The following is a 16,765-nucleotide window of genomic DNA, read 5'->3' as shown; positions in this document are numbered from 1 at the left end:
TGGATCCGCGCGCTACAGCGGCTGGACGTGATCCGCGATGCGACCCGAGGCCAGTAGCTCACGCAGCTCGTCGGCCACGCGGTCGCCTTCGGTCAGCACCTGTCTCCACGCGCGGATCCGGTCGTCTGCCTTCATCTCCGTGAAGTCCGAACGGTCCGGGATGCGTCCACCGGGCAGCCGCGCCAGATGCGCGGGCGACGGCGTGATGATCAACGCGCGGCGGAAGTTGAGCGGACCCGCGCGCCGCCACTTGAGCGACTTGTCGAACCAGCCGGGCACCACGTACGGATAGAAGTGCGGATAGAGCACCAACCCGTCGCCCGTGCCGTAGTCGACGTCCAGGTGGTAGTCGACGACGCCGCCGTCCCGGTACGTGCCGGGCGGCGCGCCGGGGATGTCGTGGACGCCCGCGAGCACCATCGGAATGGAGCCCGACGCGATGAGCGCCGGGCGCAGGTTGTCGCGGGTGAGGGGACGATGGACCGACGGCAGGTCCTTGAGCCCGGCGAAGGGGCTGGAGTCCCCGGCGGTGTGGAACACCACGCGCTCCATGTGAAGCCCGAGCGTCCGGCGGCTCACCGCGTTCGCCAGCGCGCCCAGCACGAAGCCCGCGAGCTGCATGCTGGATTGCTCCATCGCCAGCAGTCCCTTGCACCGGGTCGTCACGACATGCAGGCGCGCCCACGGGTGCGCGAGGATCTCCTCCATGCCGTCCGGGCCCAGGAGGCAATCCAGGATCGTCGCGCTCCTCTCGCTGACCAGCGAGGGCGGGGGCTTGGGCGGGTAGCGCTGCTCCAGGTACGCGTCCGCGAAGCGCCTCAGTGCGGCCACCGGGTCCTTCTGCGCCAGGCACGCCAGCCGCCAGCTCCCGATGGAACTGCCGATGAGATGCAACGGCCGGGTGCGCGGCTGCTGGAGGAGTTCGCCGAACAGGACACGGTCGATTCCCTCCAGCCCCAGCCACTTCGGTCCACCGGAAGCGCCCGGAAGGATGTCCACGTCCTCCGCGCGCAGTCCGCGCTCCCGGAGGATGCGCAGGGCGTCGGGGCCCGCAAGCAAGGTCAGACTCTGGCTCATCGCGGGCGCGGACCCTATCAGCCCGGCGTGTGCTCAGTCCTCGTCGTCCGGACGCTCTGAATCCAGCGGATGGAGGGTCACCACCTGATGCCCATCCTCCGGCTCGGTGCGCGCCTTCTCCAGCTCCTCGGGTGTCTGGGGCGCCCGTTCGGAGAACTCGTCGTTCTCCAGGTGCCGCTGGCGCCGCTCACTGGTCTCGCCGTAGCCCTCCAGCTTCTTGCCCGCCATGGTCGTCCACTCCTGCGAAAGGTGAACCTCAAGGCTTGGGATGCTGCCCCGTGGGCGCAAGCGGTGGTCTGCCCGGGCGGCTGCATGCTCCAGGAGCGGGGCTTCAGCGGGCGCTCACTCCTCCAGCGTTCCCACGGAAGGGGCCGCGCCGTCGCGCTCGCGCTGGGCCTCCAGGTAGGCGGAGAAGCCCGCCTTGGACTGGATGCGGAACACCGGGAGCCGGGGCAGCACGTCGTCCGCGAAGGCGTATTGCTCGCAGACGAGGCTCGCGCGCAGGGTGCCTTCCGGGCCTCCGGTGAAGGGCTGGACCTCGTGCTGGAGGTTGCCCCGGAAGTGGACCAGCAGACCCGGCCGGGGCCGCACCTCGCCCTGGAGCTGGTTGTCTCGCAGCAGCCGCAGCGCGCCTCCCTGCGCGCCTTTTGGAACCCGCAGGTACAGGACGCTCACGTGTTCGGGTGTCGCGTCCGGGACGCCGCTCGGTTCCTGCAACGTCGCGTCGATGTGCCGTCCCACCGGCGTGCCCGAGTCCAGCAGCAGCAGGTTCAGATAGAACGCATTGGGGCGCGGACGCGTGTCGTGGCCGCCGAACCAGCGCTGCGTCCACGGCAGGAGCCCGCGCGCGCTGTCGTCGTCGAGGATGCGGCGCAGGTAGACGGACAGGAACGGGAAGCGGGCCTCCAGCGTCGCGCGTCCTTCGCGCGTGAAGATGAACGCGAAGCCGCGGCTCGCGCGGAACGTGCCCATCAACGGACTGCGCGCGACGAAGCGGGAGCCGAGCAGGGCATCCCCCAGGGACTCCAGCTCGGCGCGGGGCAGGGCGTCGCGGTGGGTGACGTACTCGGGCACGGACCGGACGCTAGCGCCTTCCCGGTGCGCGCGAGAGGGGAACCGCCACCGCCCGCCTCCTTCCCGGCCGAGTCCGGAGCTACAGGGAGGCCTGCTTCGCGCTGAGCTTCGTCTTGCCCAGCATGTGCAACAGCGCCTTCTCCGAGCAGTGCATGCCTTCGCCCGAGTTCGCCGCCAGCTCGTCCACGGACCGGAAGTAGCGGTCCACCACCTGGCCCCGCTCGAACAGGATGAGCACGGACGGGTAGATGTACGACGCCTTCGCCACCGCGGGCGTGTTGCCCAGCTGCTCGGAGGCCTCGCGCACCGCGGCCACCATGCTCTTCTTGAGCACGGTCTTCTTCACCGGACCGCTGTCGCCTTCCTCCTTCACGTGATCGCGAGCCCTCGCCAGCGCGCAGGCGCAGATGAGCGTGCCCGCCCAGGTGCGGAAGTCCTTCGCGCTGTAGCCCGGGCCCATCACCTGCTGGATGTATTCGTTGATGTGCCGGCGCCTCACGTCCACCACGGCGCCGTCGTCGAGCACGAACTTGAAGACGTCTCGCCCGGGCACCTTCAACAACTGCCGCACGAGCGTCGCCACGCGCCGGTCCTTCAACTCGCGGTGCTGCCGCACTCCGGACTTGCCCGGGTAGTCGAACACCACCGTGTCGCCATGCACCTTCACGTGCCGCGCTCGCAGCGTGGCCAGGCCGAAGCTGCCGTGCTCCTCCGCGTAGCGTTCGCTGCCCGGACGGATGAAGCAGGTGCCCAGGATGCGCAGCATCCCCGCGAGCACCCGATCCCGGCCCAGGCCCCGCTTGCGCAAATCCTTGCTCACCTGCCGCCGCATCTTCGGCAGCGCCTGCGCGAAGCCGACGATGCGCTGGTACTTCGCATCCCGCTGCTTCTGCGTGTGCGCCTCGCTGTAGCGGTACTGCCAGCGGCCCGCTCCGTCCCTGCCCACCGCTTGAAGCCGCGCGGAGGCCTTGGGCGAGATGGCCACGTCCGTCCAGGCGGGCGGCAGCCTCAGTGTGTCAATGCGCTCACGCTCCGCGTGTGAGACAGCCCGGCCCCGCGCGTCCACGTAGCGGAAGCCTCGCTTCATGGACCCCAGCCGACGGTGGCCGTCCTGCCGCAGCCGCTCCAGCTGGGTCATTCCCTGGCGGCTCGTTCGTGGGACGCGCTCGGATTCTGAGACGGTGGCGTGGGAGGGCATCGCCTCCCTGTAGTGCGCAGCCTACGCCGGGGCGGCAATCCGGTTGCCCCCCGGCGGGAGGGAGAGCAGGCGGGCAGAAAAGCCCCGGGCGGCATTTTCGGATGGGGATGCAGTCGTTTAGAGTTCGTTGCGACTCCCACCTCTCAATTTATTCCCGGGGCATGACAACCTTCCTCGACGCCCTCCTGGCGTTCCCGACCGCGATCTTCACCATCCTCCTCGGAGTGGTGCTGGCGTACTGGCTGTGCGTGATCATCGGCGCGGCCGGCATCGACATGCTGGATGGCGACTCGGCCCTGGAGGGCGGCGCCAAGGCGGTGAGCGGCGCGTTCGAGGGCGGCGCCAAGGCCACCTCGGGGATCCTCGAAGGGGGCGCGAAGGCCCTCGGGGGCCATGACGTCGGCCACGCGGGGCACTCGCACCTGCACGACGCGGAGGCCGCCACGGGCCTGCTCGCGGCGCTGGGCTTCGGGGGCATCCCCGTCACCGTGTCGGTGAGCCTGGTGGTGTTCCTCTCCTGGTCGTTGTCGCTGCTCGGCGTCCAGGCCACGCACTCGGCGCTCTCCATGCTGCCCTCGTGGCTCGTGAGCACGGGCCTGGGCCTCGTCTGCACGGTGGTGGCCACGGTGGCGAGCGGGATCGCGGTGCGGCCGCTGCGCCCCATCTTCATCGCCAGGCGCGCTCCGGGCCGCGATGCGCTGATGGGCCGCGTGTGCACCATCTCCAGCGGCAGCGTGACCGCGAAGGATGGCCACGCGACCTTTGACGACGGGGCCGCGGGCCTCATCCTCAACGTCTTCTGTGACAAGCCCAACGAGCTCAAGCGCGGCCAGCCGGCGTTGATCCTCGGCTACGACGCGGAGCGGGGCGTGTACGAGGTGGAGCCGGTGGACTGGCTCCTCCCCCAGGAAATGGAGCAGCTGCGGGATCCGCTGAAGGCAGCGGCCATCGCGCGAGCCCGCGCCCAGCGATGAATATTGGCGTCCTCCGGGCTCCTCCGGACGGGCGCGACAATCGGTACCGGGTGGCTTTCGCGGGGGACCCCGAGTGCTTGGAACAAGGCCCGCCCAACGGACTTCTCAGGATAGGCCATGGACCTCATCAGCATCGCGGCAATCAGCGGCGTCGCAATCGTCATCTGCTTCGGCATCTTCGCCAGCGTGGCCAAGTTCTACCGCCAGGTGGATCAGGGCAAGGTGCTCATCGTCAACACGTTGAAGACCGAGCCCACGGTCACCTTCACCGGCTCCGTGGTGCTGCCCATCGTGCACCGCGCGGAGGTGATGGACATCTCGCTGAAGACGGTTGAAATCGACCGCCGCGGCAAGGAAGGCCTCATCTGCCAGGACAACATCCGCGCGGACATCAAGGTCACCTTCTTCGTGCGCGTGAACAAGACGCGTGAGGACGTGCTCAAGGTGGCCCAGTCCATCGGCTGCGCTCGCGCCTCCGACCAGGAGACGCTGGAGAACCTCTTCGAGGCCAAGTTCTCCGAGGCCCTCAAGACGGTGGGCAAGTCCTTCAACTTCGAGCAGCTCTACACCAAGCGCGACGAGATCAAGGACAAGGTCGTCGAGACCATCGGCCGCGACTTGAACGGCTACATGCTGGAGGACTGCGCCATCGACTTCCTCGAGCAGACCCCGGTGGAGATGCTCGACAAGGACAACATCCTGGACGCCCAGGGCATCCGGAAGATCACCCAGCTCACCACCGAGCAGAACGTCTTCACCAACGAGCTGCGCCAGTCCGAGCGCATGGCCGTGACCAAGCGCAACGTGGAAGCCGACGAGGCCATCTTCGCCCTCGAGCGTCAGCGCGAGGAGGCGGCCGCCAAGCAGCGCCGCGAGATCGACATCATCCAGGCGCGTGAGACGGCCGAGGCCGACCGCGTGAAGAGCGAGGAGTTCGCCAAGGCGCAGCTGGCGCGCATCAAGGCGGAAGAAGAGATCGCCATCAACGAGGAGAACAAGCAGCGCCAGGTGCAGGTGGCCCAGAAGAACCGCGAGCGCGTGGTGGGCGTGGAGACCGAGCGCGTGGAGAAGGACCGCGCCCTGGAGGCCATCAACCGCGAGCGTGAGACGGAGCTGCAGCGCATCGCGAAGGAGAAGGCGCTGGAGACGGAGAAGAAGGCCATCGCCGACGTCGTCCGCGCCCGCATCGCGGTGGAGAAGACCGTCGCCCAGGAAGAGGAGAACATCAAGGACCTGCGCGTGACGTCGGATGCCAGGCGCACCAAGGACGCCATCATCATCACCGCCCAGGCGCACGCCGAAGAGGCGTCCGTGAAGGACGTCACCGCCGCGGAGGCGAGCGCGAAGATCTCCGTGTTCCTCGCCAAGGAGAAGCTGACCCTGGCCGAGGCCGACCTGGAGGCCGCGGACAAGCAGGCCAAGGCGAAGATGCGGATGGCCGAGGGCATCCAGGCCGAGTCCGCCGCGGCGGGCCTGGCCAGCGTGCGCGTGCGTGAGGCGGACGCGGTCGCCACGGAGAAGCTGGGCATGGCGCAGGTGCGCGTGAAGGAGGCCGAGGCCTCCGTCATCGAGAAGCAGGGCCAGGCGCAGGCGTCCGCGGTGCGCGAGAAGCTGCTCGCCGAGGCCGCTGGCGCGGAGCAGAAGGGCCTGGCGAACGCCCGCGTGCAGGAGGCGGAAGCGGGCGCCATCCACAAGCGCGGCGAGGCCGAGGCGTTCGCCACGCGCGAGAAGCTGCTCGCCGAGGCCGCCGCCATCCAGGAGAAGCTGATGGCCGAGGCCCGGGGCCTGTCGGAGAAGGCCACCGCGATGAAGGCCCTGGACGGCGTGGGCCGCGAGCACGAGGAGTACCGCCTGCGCCTCAACAAGGAGCGCGACGTGGAGCTGGCCGCCATCAACGTGCGCAAGGACATCGCGCAGGCCCAGGCCAGCGTGCTCGGCCAGGCGTTCAGCAACGCGAAGTTCCAGATCGTCGGTGGCGACGGGAAGTTCTTCGAGAACTTCATCAAGGCCGTGTCCTTCGGCAGCTCGGTGGACGGCGCGCTGGACCACGGCGAGGCCCTGAAGAAGACGCTCGGTGGCTACCTCAACGGTGAGAAGGACCTGCCGGCGGACCTGAAGGAGATCCTCTCCAAGCCGGGCCTCAGCAACGACGCGCAGAACCTGGCCGTCGCGGCGCTGCTCAACCGCATGTCGGTGAGCCCCACGGAGTCCACCGCCGCTGGCATCAAGGCGCTGGTGCAGTCGGAAGCCGCGGCCCTCGCGCAGAAGCAGCAGGGCTGAAGCCTCCCGCCAATCGCAATCCCTTTCCGGTGAACATCCATGGCAACTGACAGCACCAAGACCCCGGGCACCCAGGTGCCCGGGGGCGAGGCGACGCTGGAGGGCGGCAGCTACGAGGTCATCCGTGCGCGCCTCGTCTCCCAGGCGGACGCGCTGGCGACCCAGGCGAACGACCTCAACGGGCGGCGCAAGGCGCTGTTCGGTGGCACGGAGCTCACCGTCATTGGCAACGAGCGGGTACGCACGGAGAACAACTGCGTCCCCCGCGACATCGTCAGCGTCGGGAAGTACCTCCTCTTCGGCTACAACGTCTTCATCGGCCTGAAGAAGGAGACGAACATCTCGGACGTCTTCTCGCTGCACCGCTTCGAGAAGACGGCCGAGGGCTTCGACTTGTCCGCCGTGCCTCCCACGGAGGCCGGCGGCTTCCTCGCGGACCCCCGGTTCGTGAAGGACTTCGGCGAGCTGTACAAGTACTACAAGGACGCGAAGCTGCTGCAGCTGCGGCGGCGGGACTCGCGCCTGCTCGCGGTGTTCCAGACGGGCCTGTCCGCGCGCGACCTCAAGGTCTTCCGCTTCAACGTGGACGTGGAGGGTCACGCCACCTACGTGGACAACCAGGGTGAGCGCGACCACGTCTACCCGCCGTCACACGACTTCGAGTGGACGGTGGCCACGCGCGAGCAGTACGTGCTGGGCCAGCACCCGCACGTCAACGTGTTGGATCAGGTCTTCGTGGAGACGGTGAAGGGCGACCTCACCGTGAAGGTGGAGGACAACACCGCCACCGGCCTGGGCATCTACAGCGAGCCGGTGGACGACCCGGACCAGTCGCTGGACGACGCGGAGTTCGCCTGGACGCAGGTGGGCGGGCTCATCCTCCTGCGCATCCTGCCGTTCCGGGAGAAGGCGTACCGCTACCTCGTCTTCAACTCGCGCACCCAGCACGTGGTGCGCATCGACGCCATTGGCCAGTCCTGTGTGCGGCTGCCGGAGGACCAGGGCATCGTCTTCCCGGGCGGCTACTACCTCCAGACGGGCGACTACAAGGTCTTCGACGGCGCGTCGGAGGGGATGGAGTTCCACCAGGCGGTGCGCTCGCCCAACGGTGAGGACGTGCTCTACGTCTTCCACCGCCGGGACGAGGGCGCGTATGTGCTCTTCCCGTACAACCTGGTGCGCAAGGAGGTGCAGACGCCGCTGCAGGCGAACGGAATGAGCCTCTTCGCGGACGGTGGGCTGGTGGTGTTCCGCGCCACGTCGCAGGAGCCCACGCGCGTGCACCCCATGCAGGTGTGGCAGACGCCGTTCGTCTCCGACGAGCACGCGGCGAAGGTGCCCCCCGCGCCGGGCTACCTGGGCAAGGTGGGCAACGCGGAGCTGGTGCGCGGCATCAGTGACGCCCTGACGCTGCCGCGCGTGGCGAAGACGGACAAGCCCACGCGCCGCACCTACGAGGACCTGGTCTCCGCGGCCACGCGCGCCCTGGACGCCTACTACTGGCTCTCCCACGCGGAAGTGGGGCTCCAGGCGCCCATCGAGCTGCTGCGCCGCACCTCCGAGCTCATCATTGATGAGTTCGAGAAGGTCCTCGCGATGCGCAAGCGCGCGGAGGAGTCGCTCGCGCAGGCGCTGCAGACGCAGGAGACGCTGCTGCTCAACGCGCAGCCGGAGGGGCTCACGGATGCCGAGGGCTTCATGCGCGCGCTGGCGGACCTGCGCCGGCACCGCGGGCACCTCATCACCTTGAAGGACGTCCGCTACATGGACCTGGGGCGCGTGGACGCCCTGGAGCAGGCGGTGGTGGCCGCGTCCGACGCGGTGAGCACCGCGTGCGTGGACTTCCTCCAGAAGGGTGAAGCGCTCCAGCCCCTGGCCTCGCGGCTGGACGGGCTGCTGGAGCGGCTGGAGCCTCTGACGACGACGGCCGAGCTGGCCCCGCTGGCCGAGGACGTGGATCGCACCGCCCAGGGCCTGGAGGTGCTGGGTGAGGTGGTGGGCGGGCTCCAGGTGGGCGACCCGCTGGCCCGGGCCAAGATCCTCGAGGGCATCTCCGAGCTGTTCAGCCGCTTGAACCGCGTTCGCGCGGGGCTCCAGGCGAAGCGCAAGGAGCTGTCCGGCAAGGAGAAGCGCGCGGAGTTCGGCGCTCAGTTCAAGCTGCTGGGGCAGAGCATCGAGAACGCGCTGTCGCAGGCGGACTCGCCTGAGAAGTGCGACGAGGCGCTCTCCAAGCTCACCGTGCTGCTGGAGGAGCTGGAGGGCCGCTTCGGCGAGTTCGACGAGTTCCTGGGGCAGATCACCCAGAAGCGCGAGGAGCTGCTGGAGGCCTTCGGCGCGCGCAAGCAGTCGCTGGTGGACGAGCGTCAGCGCCGGGCCTCGGGCCTCTTCGGCGCGGCGGAGCGCATCCTCCAGGGCGTGCAGCGCCGGGCGAAGTCGTTCAAGGCGGACGACGAGCTCAACGCCTACTTCGCGTCCGACGCGATGATCCTCAAGCTGCGGCAGCTGGCTGAACAGCTGCTGGCGCTCCAGGACAGCGTGCGCGCGGACGAAGTGCTGTCGCGGGTGAAGTCCGCGAAGCAGGACGCCCTGCGCGCCCTGCGCGACAAGCAGGACCTGTTCGAGGGCGGCGAAGGCCTCATCAAGCTGGGGCCCTACCGCTTCCACGTCAACACCCAGCCGCTGGAGCTGACGCTCGTCCCTCGCGACGGCGCGCTGTACCTCCAGCTCACTGGCTCCGACTACACCCAGAAGCTGGAGGACCCGGAGCTGCTGAAGTACCGCGAGCTCTGGGATCAGCACCTGGTCTCCGAGACGCGCGACGTGTACCGCGCGGAGTACCTGGCCGCGGGCCTGCTGATGGACGCGGAGGAGGGGAAGGGCGGCCTCACGCTCACGGCGCTGTACGAGGCCGGCGCGCAGGGGCAGCTGATGGAGCGCGTGCGCGCGTACGCGGCGGACCGCTTCGACGAGGGCTACGAGCGCGGCGTGCACGACTCGGACGCGACGGCGCTCCTGGAGAAGCTGCTCGCGCTGCACCAGGGCGCGGGCCTCCTGCGCTTCGCCCCGGTGCCTCGCGCCTGGGCCGCGCTGTACTGGGCGTTCGACCCGGACGACACGCTCCGGGGCGTCTTCCACCGGCGCGCGCGCAGCCTCGCGCGGCTGCGGCAGGCGTTCGACATCGGCTCGGACCTGGTGGCGCTGGGTGACGAGCTGGGCGAGCGCGTGCTCGCGTTCCTCCAGGGCCACGGCCTCGCGGCGTCGCCCGCGGCGGGCCGGCAGGCGGGTCGCTACCTCGTGGAGGAGCTGGCGGTGGACCGCCCCCGCTTCACCACCAGCCGCGAGGCCCTGGCGCTGAAGGATGCCTTCCTCGCGCACCTGGACCGCCACGGTTCGCGCACCGCGTTCGACGACGACCTGCGCGGCCTGGAGAAGAACCTGCCGGAGCGCCTGCGCATCGCTCGCGCCTGGGTGGATGCGTTCCTGGCCCGTCGTGAGGGTGGTCCGGGCGACGCGGCCCACGTCGCTCTGGAGACGGCGGTGGTGCTCCTCACCGAGCGCAAGCTGGACCGCGAGACGGCGGGCGCCATCACCGCCACGGAGGCCACGGGCCTGTTGGGCAGCCACTCGCGCGTCCAGGACCGCAAGCTGTCCCTGCGCCTGGACGAGTTCCTGTCTCGGCTGGGCGAGTTCCGCCAGGTGCGCGTGCCCGCGTACGTGGCCTACCGCGCGTACCTGCGCGACCTGCTGGACCGCGAGCGGCGCAAGCTGCGGCTGGAGGAGCTGACGCCCAAGGTGCTCACGAGCTTCGTGCGCAACCGGCTCATCGACGAGGTGTACCTGCCGCTCATCGGCGCGAACCTGGCCAAGCAGCTGGGCGCGGCGGGCGAGGGCAAGCGCACGGACCGCATGGGCATGCTGCTGCTCATGTCGCCGCCGGGCTACGGCAAGACGACGCTGATGGAGTACGTGGCCAGCCGCCTGGGCCTCACCTTCGTGAAGGTGAACGGGCCGGCGCTGGGCCACTCCGTGAAGTCGTTGGATCCGTCGGAGGCGCCCAACGCCACCGCGCGGCAGGAGGTGGAGCGCATCAACCTGTCCTTCGAGATGGGCAACAACGTGATGCTCTACCTCGACGATATCCAGCACACGGACCCGGAGCTGCTCCAGAAGTTCATCTCCCTGTGCGACGGCCAGCGCCGCGTGGAGGGTGTCTGGAATGGCCAGACGCGCACGTATGATCTGCGCGGCAAGAAGTTCTGCGTGGTGATGGCGGGCAACCCGTACACGGAGACGGGCGAGCGCTTCCGCATCCCGGACATGCTCGCGAACCGCGCGGACACCTACAACCTGGGTGACATCCTGGACGGCAAGGAGGACCTGTTCGCGCTCAGCTACCTGGAGAACGCGCTCACCTCCAACCCGGTGCTCGCGCCGCTGGCCACGCGCGACCCGCAGGACGTGCACCGCCTCATCCGGATGGCCAAGGGCGAGGACGTCCCCTCCGGCGAGCTGAAGCACGGCTACGCGGCGGCGGAGCTGCAGGAGATTGTCGCCGTCTTCCAGCGGCTGTTCCGCGTGCAGCAGGTGCTGCTCAAGGTGAACCTCCAGTACATCGCGTCCGCCGCCCAGGACGAGCGCTTCCGCACGGAGCCGCCGTTCAAGCTGCAGGGCAGCTACCGCAACATGGGCAAGATGGCGGAGAAGGTCGTCTCCGCGATGACGGACGACGAGCTGGAGCGCCGCATCGACGACCACTACCAGGGCGAATCCCAGACACTCACCACCGCGGCGGAGCAGAACCTGCTCAAGCTCCAGGAGATGCGTGGGCGTCTGACGCCGGAGAAGGCGAAGCGCTGGGAGGAGATCAAGCAGGGCTTCGCCCGCGTGAAGCGCATGGGGGGCAAGGAAGACGACCCCGTGGCGCGCGTCACCGGACAGCTGGGCGCCATCGAGGAACAACTGGGCTCCGTTCGCGACGCGGTGGTGCAGGCCGCCGCGCAGGCGAACGCCCCCAGCGAGGACACGCCCGTGGCCCCGCACCTGGAGGCCCTGCGCGAGGCCGTGCTGGAGGTAGCCCGCGTCAGCCGCGAGGCCGCCGCGAAGCCACCCGCCCCGGTGCAGGTGTCCCTCCCGGCCATGCCCCAGGCCGCTCCCGTGGCCCAGGCTCCGGCCACGGACCTGGCCCCGTACCTCAAGCACCTGGCGCAGCTGCTCAAGGCCCTCACGGAGCGCGTGGCCACCCAAGCGGAAGCGCCCACGCTGCGCAACGCGCCCATGCCCCAGGCGGCCGCGCCGGACTTCGGCCCGTACATGGCGCAGCTCTCCAAGGCGATCACCGCCCTGGCGGACCGGCCGGTGTCGGTGGCCCTGCCTTCACAGGCGGAGTCACTCCAGCGCGCCGCGAACGGTCCGTCTCCGGCGGAGCTGAGCCGGCAGATCGAGCTGGTGGAGGGGGCGCTGCTGCCCCTGGAGCGCGCGGCCCGCCGCAACGTGCAGGGCGAAGGCGAGGGCATCAAGGCGCTCCAGGTCTGGCAAGGGGTCACCGAGGCCCTGGAGTTGCTGCGCGGCATGCTGCGGCGTTAATCCGGTTTGCATGTCTGGCATTTGCCTTTAAAGGGGTTGGCGCGGTTCCAACCCCTGGAGGGCAGTGCCATGCATCACCTCAAGTCTGTCGTTTCCCTGTGTGCGGTCGTCGCGGTCACGGCGTGTGGCGGAGGAGCGGAAGGGCAGGGCGAGTTCTCCACCCGGGAGTCCGCCCTGGTGACGGGGACCTCCCAGGGCTGCACCTTCACGGTGTCGTCCGCGCCGCGGCAGCCCGGTCCGTTCCCCTACATCTTCGACATCACGCTCACACGTGAAGCGAGTTCCACCTGCCCCTGGAGCGCGGGCAGCGTGGTGGTGGGGTTCTCCAACGGCACGCCGTCCACGGTGTCCCTGGCGGCCAACGACCTGGGCGTGGCCGTGAGCTACACGTACCGGACGGGTGGGCCCTCACCCCAGCAGCTGGGCATCAAGCACGTGGCACCGGAAACGCTGGCCATCACCCGGTCCACGGGCCTGTACTTCAACGCGCTGGGGAAGTTCATCTACGCCGGAGACCTGTCCATTGAACCGGACGGCATGACGCTGACCGTCAGCGGCACCAAGAACGCCCCGATCGTCGGAGAGACGGGCTCCGGTGATAACTACGTGGCCACCTTCCCGGACTTCTTCACCAGCGAGACGGCACCGTCCATCGTCGCGTTCTGATGGGTGACTTCGCACCCCAGGGTTTGGATGGCAGGCATTGTGAGTGAAATGTTTTAAATGTCTGACGTTTGATTTTATAGGGGATGGCGCTGCAACCACCCCAACCCTGGAGTGCACTCCCATGCTGAACATCAAGTCTGTTGTTTCACTTTGCGCCGTCGCGGGCCTCACCGCGTGTGGCGCTGGCGTGGAGGGGGAGGACGGCCTCGCCACCCAGGAGTCCGCGCTGGTGACGGGGACGTCCCAGGGCTGCACGTTCACGGTGTCGTCCGCGGCGCGGACGGGAACCGTTCCTCCCATCTATGACGTCACCGTCACGCGCGCGGCGGATGCCACCTGTGCCTTCGGCGCGGGCAGCGTGGTGGTGGGCTCCTCCACCGGCACCTCGCCCACGCTGTCGCTGGCGGCCAACGACCTGGGCGTGGCCGTGAGCTACACGTACAAGACCAGCGTCAGCGGCAGCTCACCCCAGTCCCTGGGCCTCAAGCACGTGGCGCCGGACACGCTGTCCATCGTCCGCTCCACGGGGCTGTCCATCTTCCTGGGCTCGGGCTCCATCTACTCGGGCAGCCTGTCCATCGCCTCCAACGGGACGACGCTCACCGTGTCCGGGACGAAGAACGGCACCATCTCCGGCCAGACGGGCTCGGGGAACAACTACGTGGCCAGCTACGCGGACTTCTTCACCAGCACCACGTCCCCGTCCATCTTCACGTTCTGATGCGCTGACGCAGTGACGGACGGGGCGGCGGGGCGCGTGCGCCTACTTCTGGGGCGCGAACTGCTCCGCCCCGTCCACGCTGCCGTCGTCCAGCACCTTCTCCACGGAGTCGACGAGCTGCTGGCCGTCCTGGGCGGTGACGCGCAGCTGGAAGCGGCCCTCGCCCACGCCCGAGTCGGTGACGAAGTAGTTGTAGCTCTCGCGCTTCAGCGCCTTCCAATCGCCGTCGCGCTTCCACTCCAGCTTCTGGATGGGCAGCCGGTGGTTGCGCACCTGGATGGCCGTCCACCAGGGGTTGCTGCCGTCCTTGAAGTGGTACTCCACCGGCCCGGACACGTCGCAGGACACCGGCGTCCAGGTGATGTCCACCCGGCCGTCCTTCGCCTCCGCGATCTTGTCGAAGGCCTTGCGGGACAGGTCCAGGTGGCCCTTATCGCAATCCGGGCACTGGTCCACGATGCGCACGCGCACGTTGCCCTTGGGCCCCACGATGTCCACGCACTGGCCGCAGGCGGCGCTGTTGTCGTACTGCGCCTGGTTCATCGCGGCCACCATCAGGTCGCCGCCCGGGTCGTAGCTGCAGTTGCCGCCCCCGTTGGCGTCGTAGAAGGTCGCAATCCCTTTCTGCTCGGCGCCCAGGGACACGCCCCCGCCCGAGGCGGAGTCGCCGCATGCCCCACAGGCAAGCGAGGTCAGGGCCAACACCAACGCATTTTGCAACGAAGCGGGTCTGTTCATACCGCGCATTATACACGCGGCGCTCCGCGTCAACGGCAGACGAGACTCCGAGTATTGGTTCTGTCAGACGGGCTTGTTAGCCTCCGGGCCTTCCCCCTCCCCAAAAAAGGAAAGGAATTCCCATGATGAACAAGTTGACGTCCGTGGTGTGCCTTGGGTCCGCTCTCGTGCTCTCCGCCTGTGGCGGTCCGGAGCAGGAGGACGGCGCGGAGCTCGCGCAGCAGAGCGCGCGGTTGACGACGGCGACCTCGCAGGGCTGTGACTACGAAGCGACCACGGTGCAGATCACCACCTCGCCGCCGCAGTACAACATCGTGCTCACCCGCACGGGTGGCGCCAGCTGCACCCTGACGACGGGCGCGTCGGTGGTGCTCGAGACCGTCCCGCTGAACGCGCCGGGCACCGTGTCCCTCTCCGGCTCCAGCCTGGGGCTCGCGGTGGGCTTCACGATGAAGAACGGCTGGAGCGGCTCGGCGGCCACCATCATGGCCGTGCGCGCCGTGGACCCCACGACGCTCTCCACCACGCGCAATGGGGACATCTACTGCGACTACATGACGGGCAGCATCCTGACCGGCAGCGCCGGCCTGAACAGCACCGGGACCAACCTGAGCGTCTCCGGCACCAAGGCATGCAAGATCAACGGCCGGTCGGGGACCTACTGGTACGGGACCTTCACCGACTTCTTCACCAGCACCACGGCGCCAGTCATCAGCACCATCTGAAGCACCTCTGAAAAAGCCCTGCCCGCCACCGGTGCATCCCCGGTGGCGGGCAGAGCCCCCCTTGCTGCGCGTTCCCCGGTGTGTCGTGCTGGGTACTGCCCTCAGTGGCCGCTGGCCGACGCGGTCGTCAGCGCGCGGGCCTGGCCGATGAGACGGACGAACTCGGTGCGGTCGGCGTCACCCGCCACGGCGCCCTCCGCCAGCTTCTGCGTGGTGGCCAGGCTCCAGCCCTCGGCGGCGGGCGCGGCGCGGAGGATGTCCGCGGTGGCGGCCACGGCGACGGCGAAGCGGAAGTCACTGGACGCGGCCTCCATGGACGGCTTCAGGTTGGCGCGGGTGAGCGGGAAGGCCTGCTCCTTGGCCTCCGTGCCGTTGGGCGCCTTGGCGCGGATGCGCACGGTGGCCACGTCCTGCGCCTCGCCCGTGAGCTCCACTTCGTAGAGCGCCGTCACGGTGTGGCCCGCGCCAATCTCGCCCGCGTCCACCTTGTCGTCGCGGAAGTCCTTGTCCGCGATGTCGCGGTTCTCGTAGCCCATCAGGCGGTAGCGGCTGACGGCCTTCGGGTTGAACTCCACCTGGAACTTCACGTCCTTCGCGATGACCTCCAGCGTGCCGGTCAGCTGCGTCTCGAAGACCTTGCGCGCCTCCTTCATGCTGTCCACGTAGAAGCTGTTGCCGTTGCCCTTGTCGGCCAGCTGCTCCATCAGGTTGTCGTGGTAGTTGCCCATGCCGAAGCCCACCGTGGTGAGCGTGACGCCCTCGGCCACGTACTTCTCGATGCTGGCCAGCATGGCCTTGGGGGTGAGGTTGGGGCCGATGTTGGCGTCGCCGTCCGTGAGCACCACCACGCGGGACACCACGCCACCCGCGGCCTTCTTCACCGCGTGCTTGTAGGCCGTCTCCATGCCGGAGCCCATGGCCGTGCCGCCGCCCGCGACCAGCGTGTCCAGCGCCGCGTGGATCTTCTTCACGTCCGTGGCGGGCGTGGGGGCCAGCACGTCCCGCGTGGAGCCCGCGTAGGTGACGAGCGCCACGGTGTCGTTCTCATTGAGGTTCTTCACCGCGACCTTGATGGACTCGATGGCCAGCGGCAGCTTGTCCGACGACGCCATGGAGCCGCTGGTGTCCACCAGGAACACCAGGTGCGCGGGCTTGCGCTGCGAACGGGAGACGACCTTGCCCTGCACGCCCACGCGCAGGAACTGGCGGCGCGCGTTGAAGGGCGAGGGCGCGCCCTCCAGGTGCACCGTGAAGGCGCCTTCTTCCGGCGGCGTGTAGCGGTACTTGAAGTAGTTGACGAACTCCTCCACGCGCACCGCGTGGGTGGGGGGCAGCTGGCCCTGCTGCAGGTAGCGCCGCGCCATGGAGTAGGAGGCCGTGTCCACGTCCGCCGCGAAGGTGGACAGGTTGTCCTTCGCCGTCTCGGTGAAGGCGTTGGCCTTGTAGGTCTCGAAGACGTTGCCGCCCTCGGCGACGCCCTTGTCGCCGTCCACCGGCTGCATCTTGCCCTTCTCCATGGGCTGCTGGATCGGCGGCGGGGCAGGCATCAGGACGCCTGCCGGCGCGCCCATGGCCACGGTGGCGGCCTTGGCGTCCTTCGCCGGCGCCGCGCGCCGCATGGCCGGCTCCGCCGCGGCCAGGGCATCGGAAGACTCACGCTCCTCGGCCATCATCGGCGCGGGCGAGGGTGCGTCAGCGCGCTTCTTGGCGGCCGGGGCGGGGGTGGAAG

General features: G+C 69.0%; 12 protein-coding genes. 6 read left to right on the top strand and 6 right to left on the bottom strand.

Features of this window, described 5'->3' with window-relative positions:
- Window positions 1-12: 12 nt before the first annotated feature.
- The 4 genes from D7X99_RS09075 to D7X99_RS09060 form a co-directional block, all read right to left on the bottom strand.
- Window positions 13-1,077 (bottom strand): patatin-like phospholipase family protein, encoded by a 1,065-nt coding sequence (locus D7X99_RS09075; RefSeq protein WP_121777427.1) that lies wholly within the window; start codon window positions 1,075-1,077, stop codon window positions 13-15.
- Between the two features lie 33 nt (window positions 1,078-1,110).
- On the bottom strand, window positions 1,111-1,305 hold the full coding sequence (locus tag D7X99_RS09070; protein WP_120579886.1) for a hypothetical protein: 195 nt from the start codon (window positions 1,303-1,305) through the stop codon (window positions 1,111-1,113).
- Between the two features lie 114 nt (window positions 1,306-1,419).
- A complete protein-coding gene (locus tag D7X99_RS09065) occupies window positions 1,420-2,151 on the bottom strand; it encodes a 2OG-Fe(II) oxygenase (RefSeq protein WP_121777426.1) in 732 nt (243 codons plus the stop codon).
- Window positions 2,152-2,230: 79 nt separating this feature from the next.
- Window positions 2,231-3,289: a DNA topoisomerase IB gene (locus D7X99_RS09060; RefSeq protein WP_121777425.1), complete on the bottom strand. Its 1,059-nt coding sequence runs from the start codon at window positions 3,287-3,289 to the stop codon at window positions 2,231-2,233.
- A gap of 221 nt (window positions 3,290-3,510) precedes the next feature.
- On the opposite strand from D7X99_RS09060, the gene D7X99_RS09055 reads away from it, so the two are divergent.
- The 5 genes from D7X99_RS09055 (at window position 3,511) to D7X99_RS09035 (ending at window position 13,573) form a co-directional block, all read left to right on the top strand.
- Entirely contained in the window at window positions 3,511-4,323 is an 813-nt protein-coding gene (locus D7X99_RS09055) for a hypothetical protein (protein WP_120579889.1), read from the top strand.
- Between the two features lie 117 nt (window positions 4,324-4,440).
- Window positions 4,441-6,603, top strand: a complete 2,163-nt coding sequence (locus tag D7X99_RS09050; RefSeq protein WP_121755118.1) for a hypothetical protein — start codon at window positions 4,441-4,443, stop codon at window positions 6,601-6,603.
- Window positions 6,604-6,642: 39 nt separating this feature from the next.
- Window positions 6,643-12,186, top strand: coding sequence for a DNA repair ATPase (locus tag D7X99_RS09045; protein ID WP_121777424.1), 5,544 nt, complete (start codon window positions 6,643-6,645; stop codon window positions 12,184-12,186).
- Window positions 12,187-12,255: 69 nt separating this feature from the next.
- Entirely contained in the window at window positions 12,256-12,852 is a 597-nt protein-coding gene (locus D7X99_RS09040; protein ID WP_121777423.1) for a hypothetical protein, read from the top strand.
- 121 nt (window positions 12,853-12,973) lie between these two features.
- The gene (locus D7X99_RS09035) at window positions 12,974-13,573 is read left to right on the top strand and encodes a hypothetical protein (RefSeq protein ID WP_121777422.1); all 600 of its coding nucleotides are present in this window, start codon (window positions 12,974-12,976) and stop codon (window positions 13,571-13,573) included.
- Window positions 13,574-13,615: 42 nt separating this feature from the next.
- On the opposite strand, the gene D7X99_RS09030 is transcribed toward D7X99_RS09035, so the two are convergent.
- On the bottom strand, window positions 13,616-14,218 hold the full coding sequence (locus D7X99_RS09030) for an expansin EXLX1 family cellulose-binding protein (RefSeq protein WP_121777421.1): 603 nt from the start codon (window positions 14,216-14,218) through the stop codon (window positions 13,616-13,618).
- Between the two features lie 215 nt (window positions 14,219-14,433).
- Here D7X99_RS09030 and D7X99_RS09025 point away from each other — a divergent pair, with 215 nt between their 5' ends.
- Window positions 14,434-15,036, top strand: coding sequence for a hypothetical protein (locus D7X99_RS09025; RefSeq protein ID WP_121777420.1), 603 nt, complete (start codon window positions 14,434-14,436; stop codon window positions 15,034-15,036).
- 101 nt (window positions 15,037-15,137) lie between these two features.
- Here the strand turns inward: D7X99_RS09025 and D7X99_RS09020 are convergent, their stop codons facing one another.
- Window positions 15,138-16,709 (bottom strand): von Willebrand factor type A domain-containing protein, encoded by a 1,572-nt coding sequence (locus tag D7X99_RS09020; protein WP_233613238.1) that lies wholly within the window; start codon window positions 16,707-16,709, stop codon window positions 15,138-15,140.
- Window positions 16,710-16,765 lie beyond the last annotated feature (56 nt).

The sequence above is a fragment of the Corallococcus sp. AB032C genome (assembly GCF_003668935.1).
GTDB lineage: Bacteria > Myxococcota > Myxococcia > Myxococcales > Myxococcaceae > Corallococcus > Corallococcus exiguus.
The sequence above is the reverse complement of the archived record's forward strand: the minus strand, read 5'-3'. Positions and strand labels throughout refer to the sequence as shown.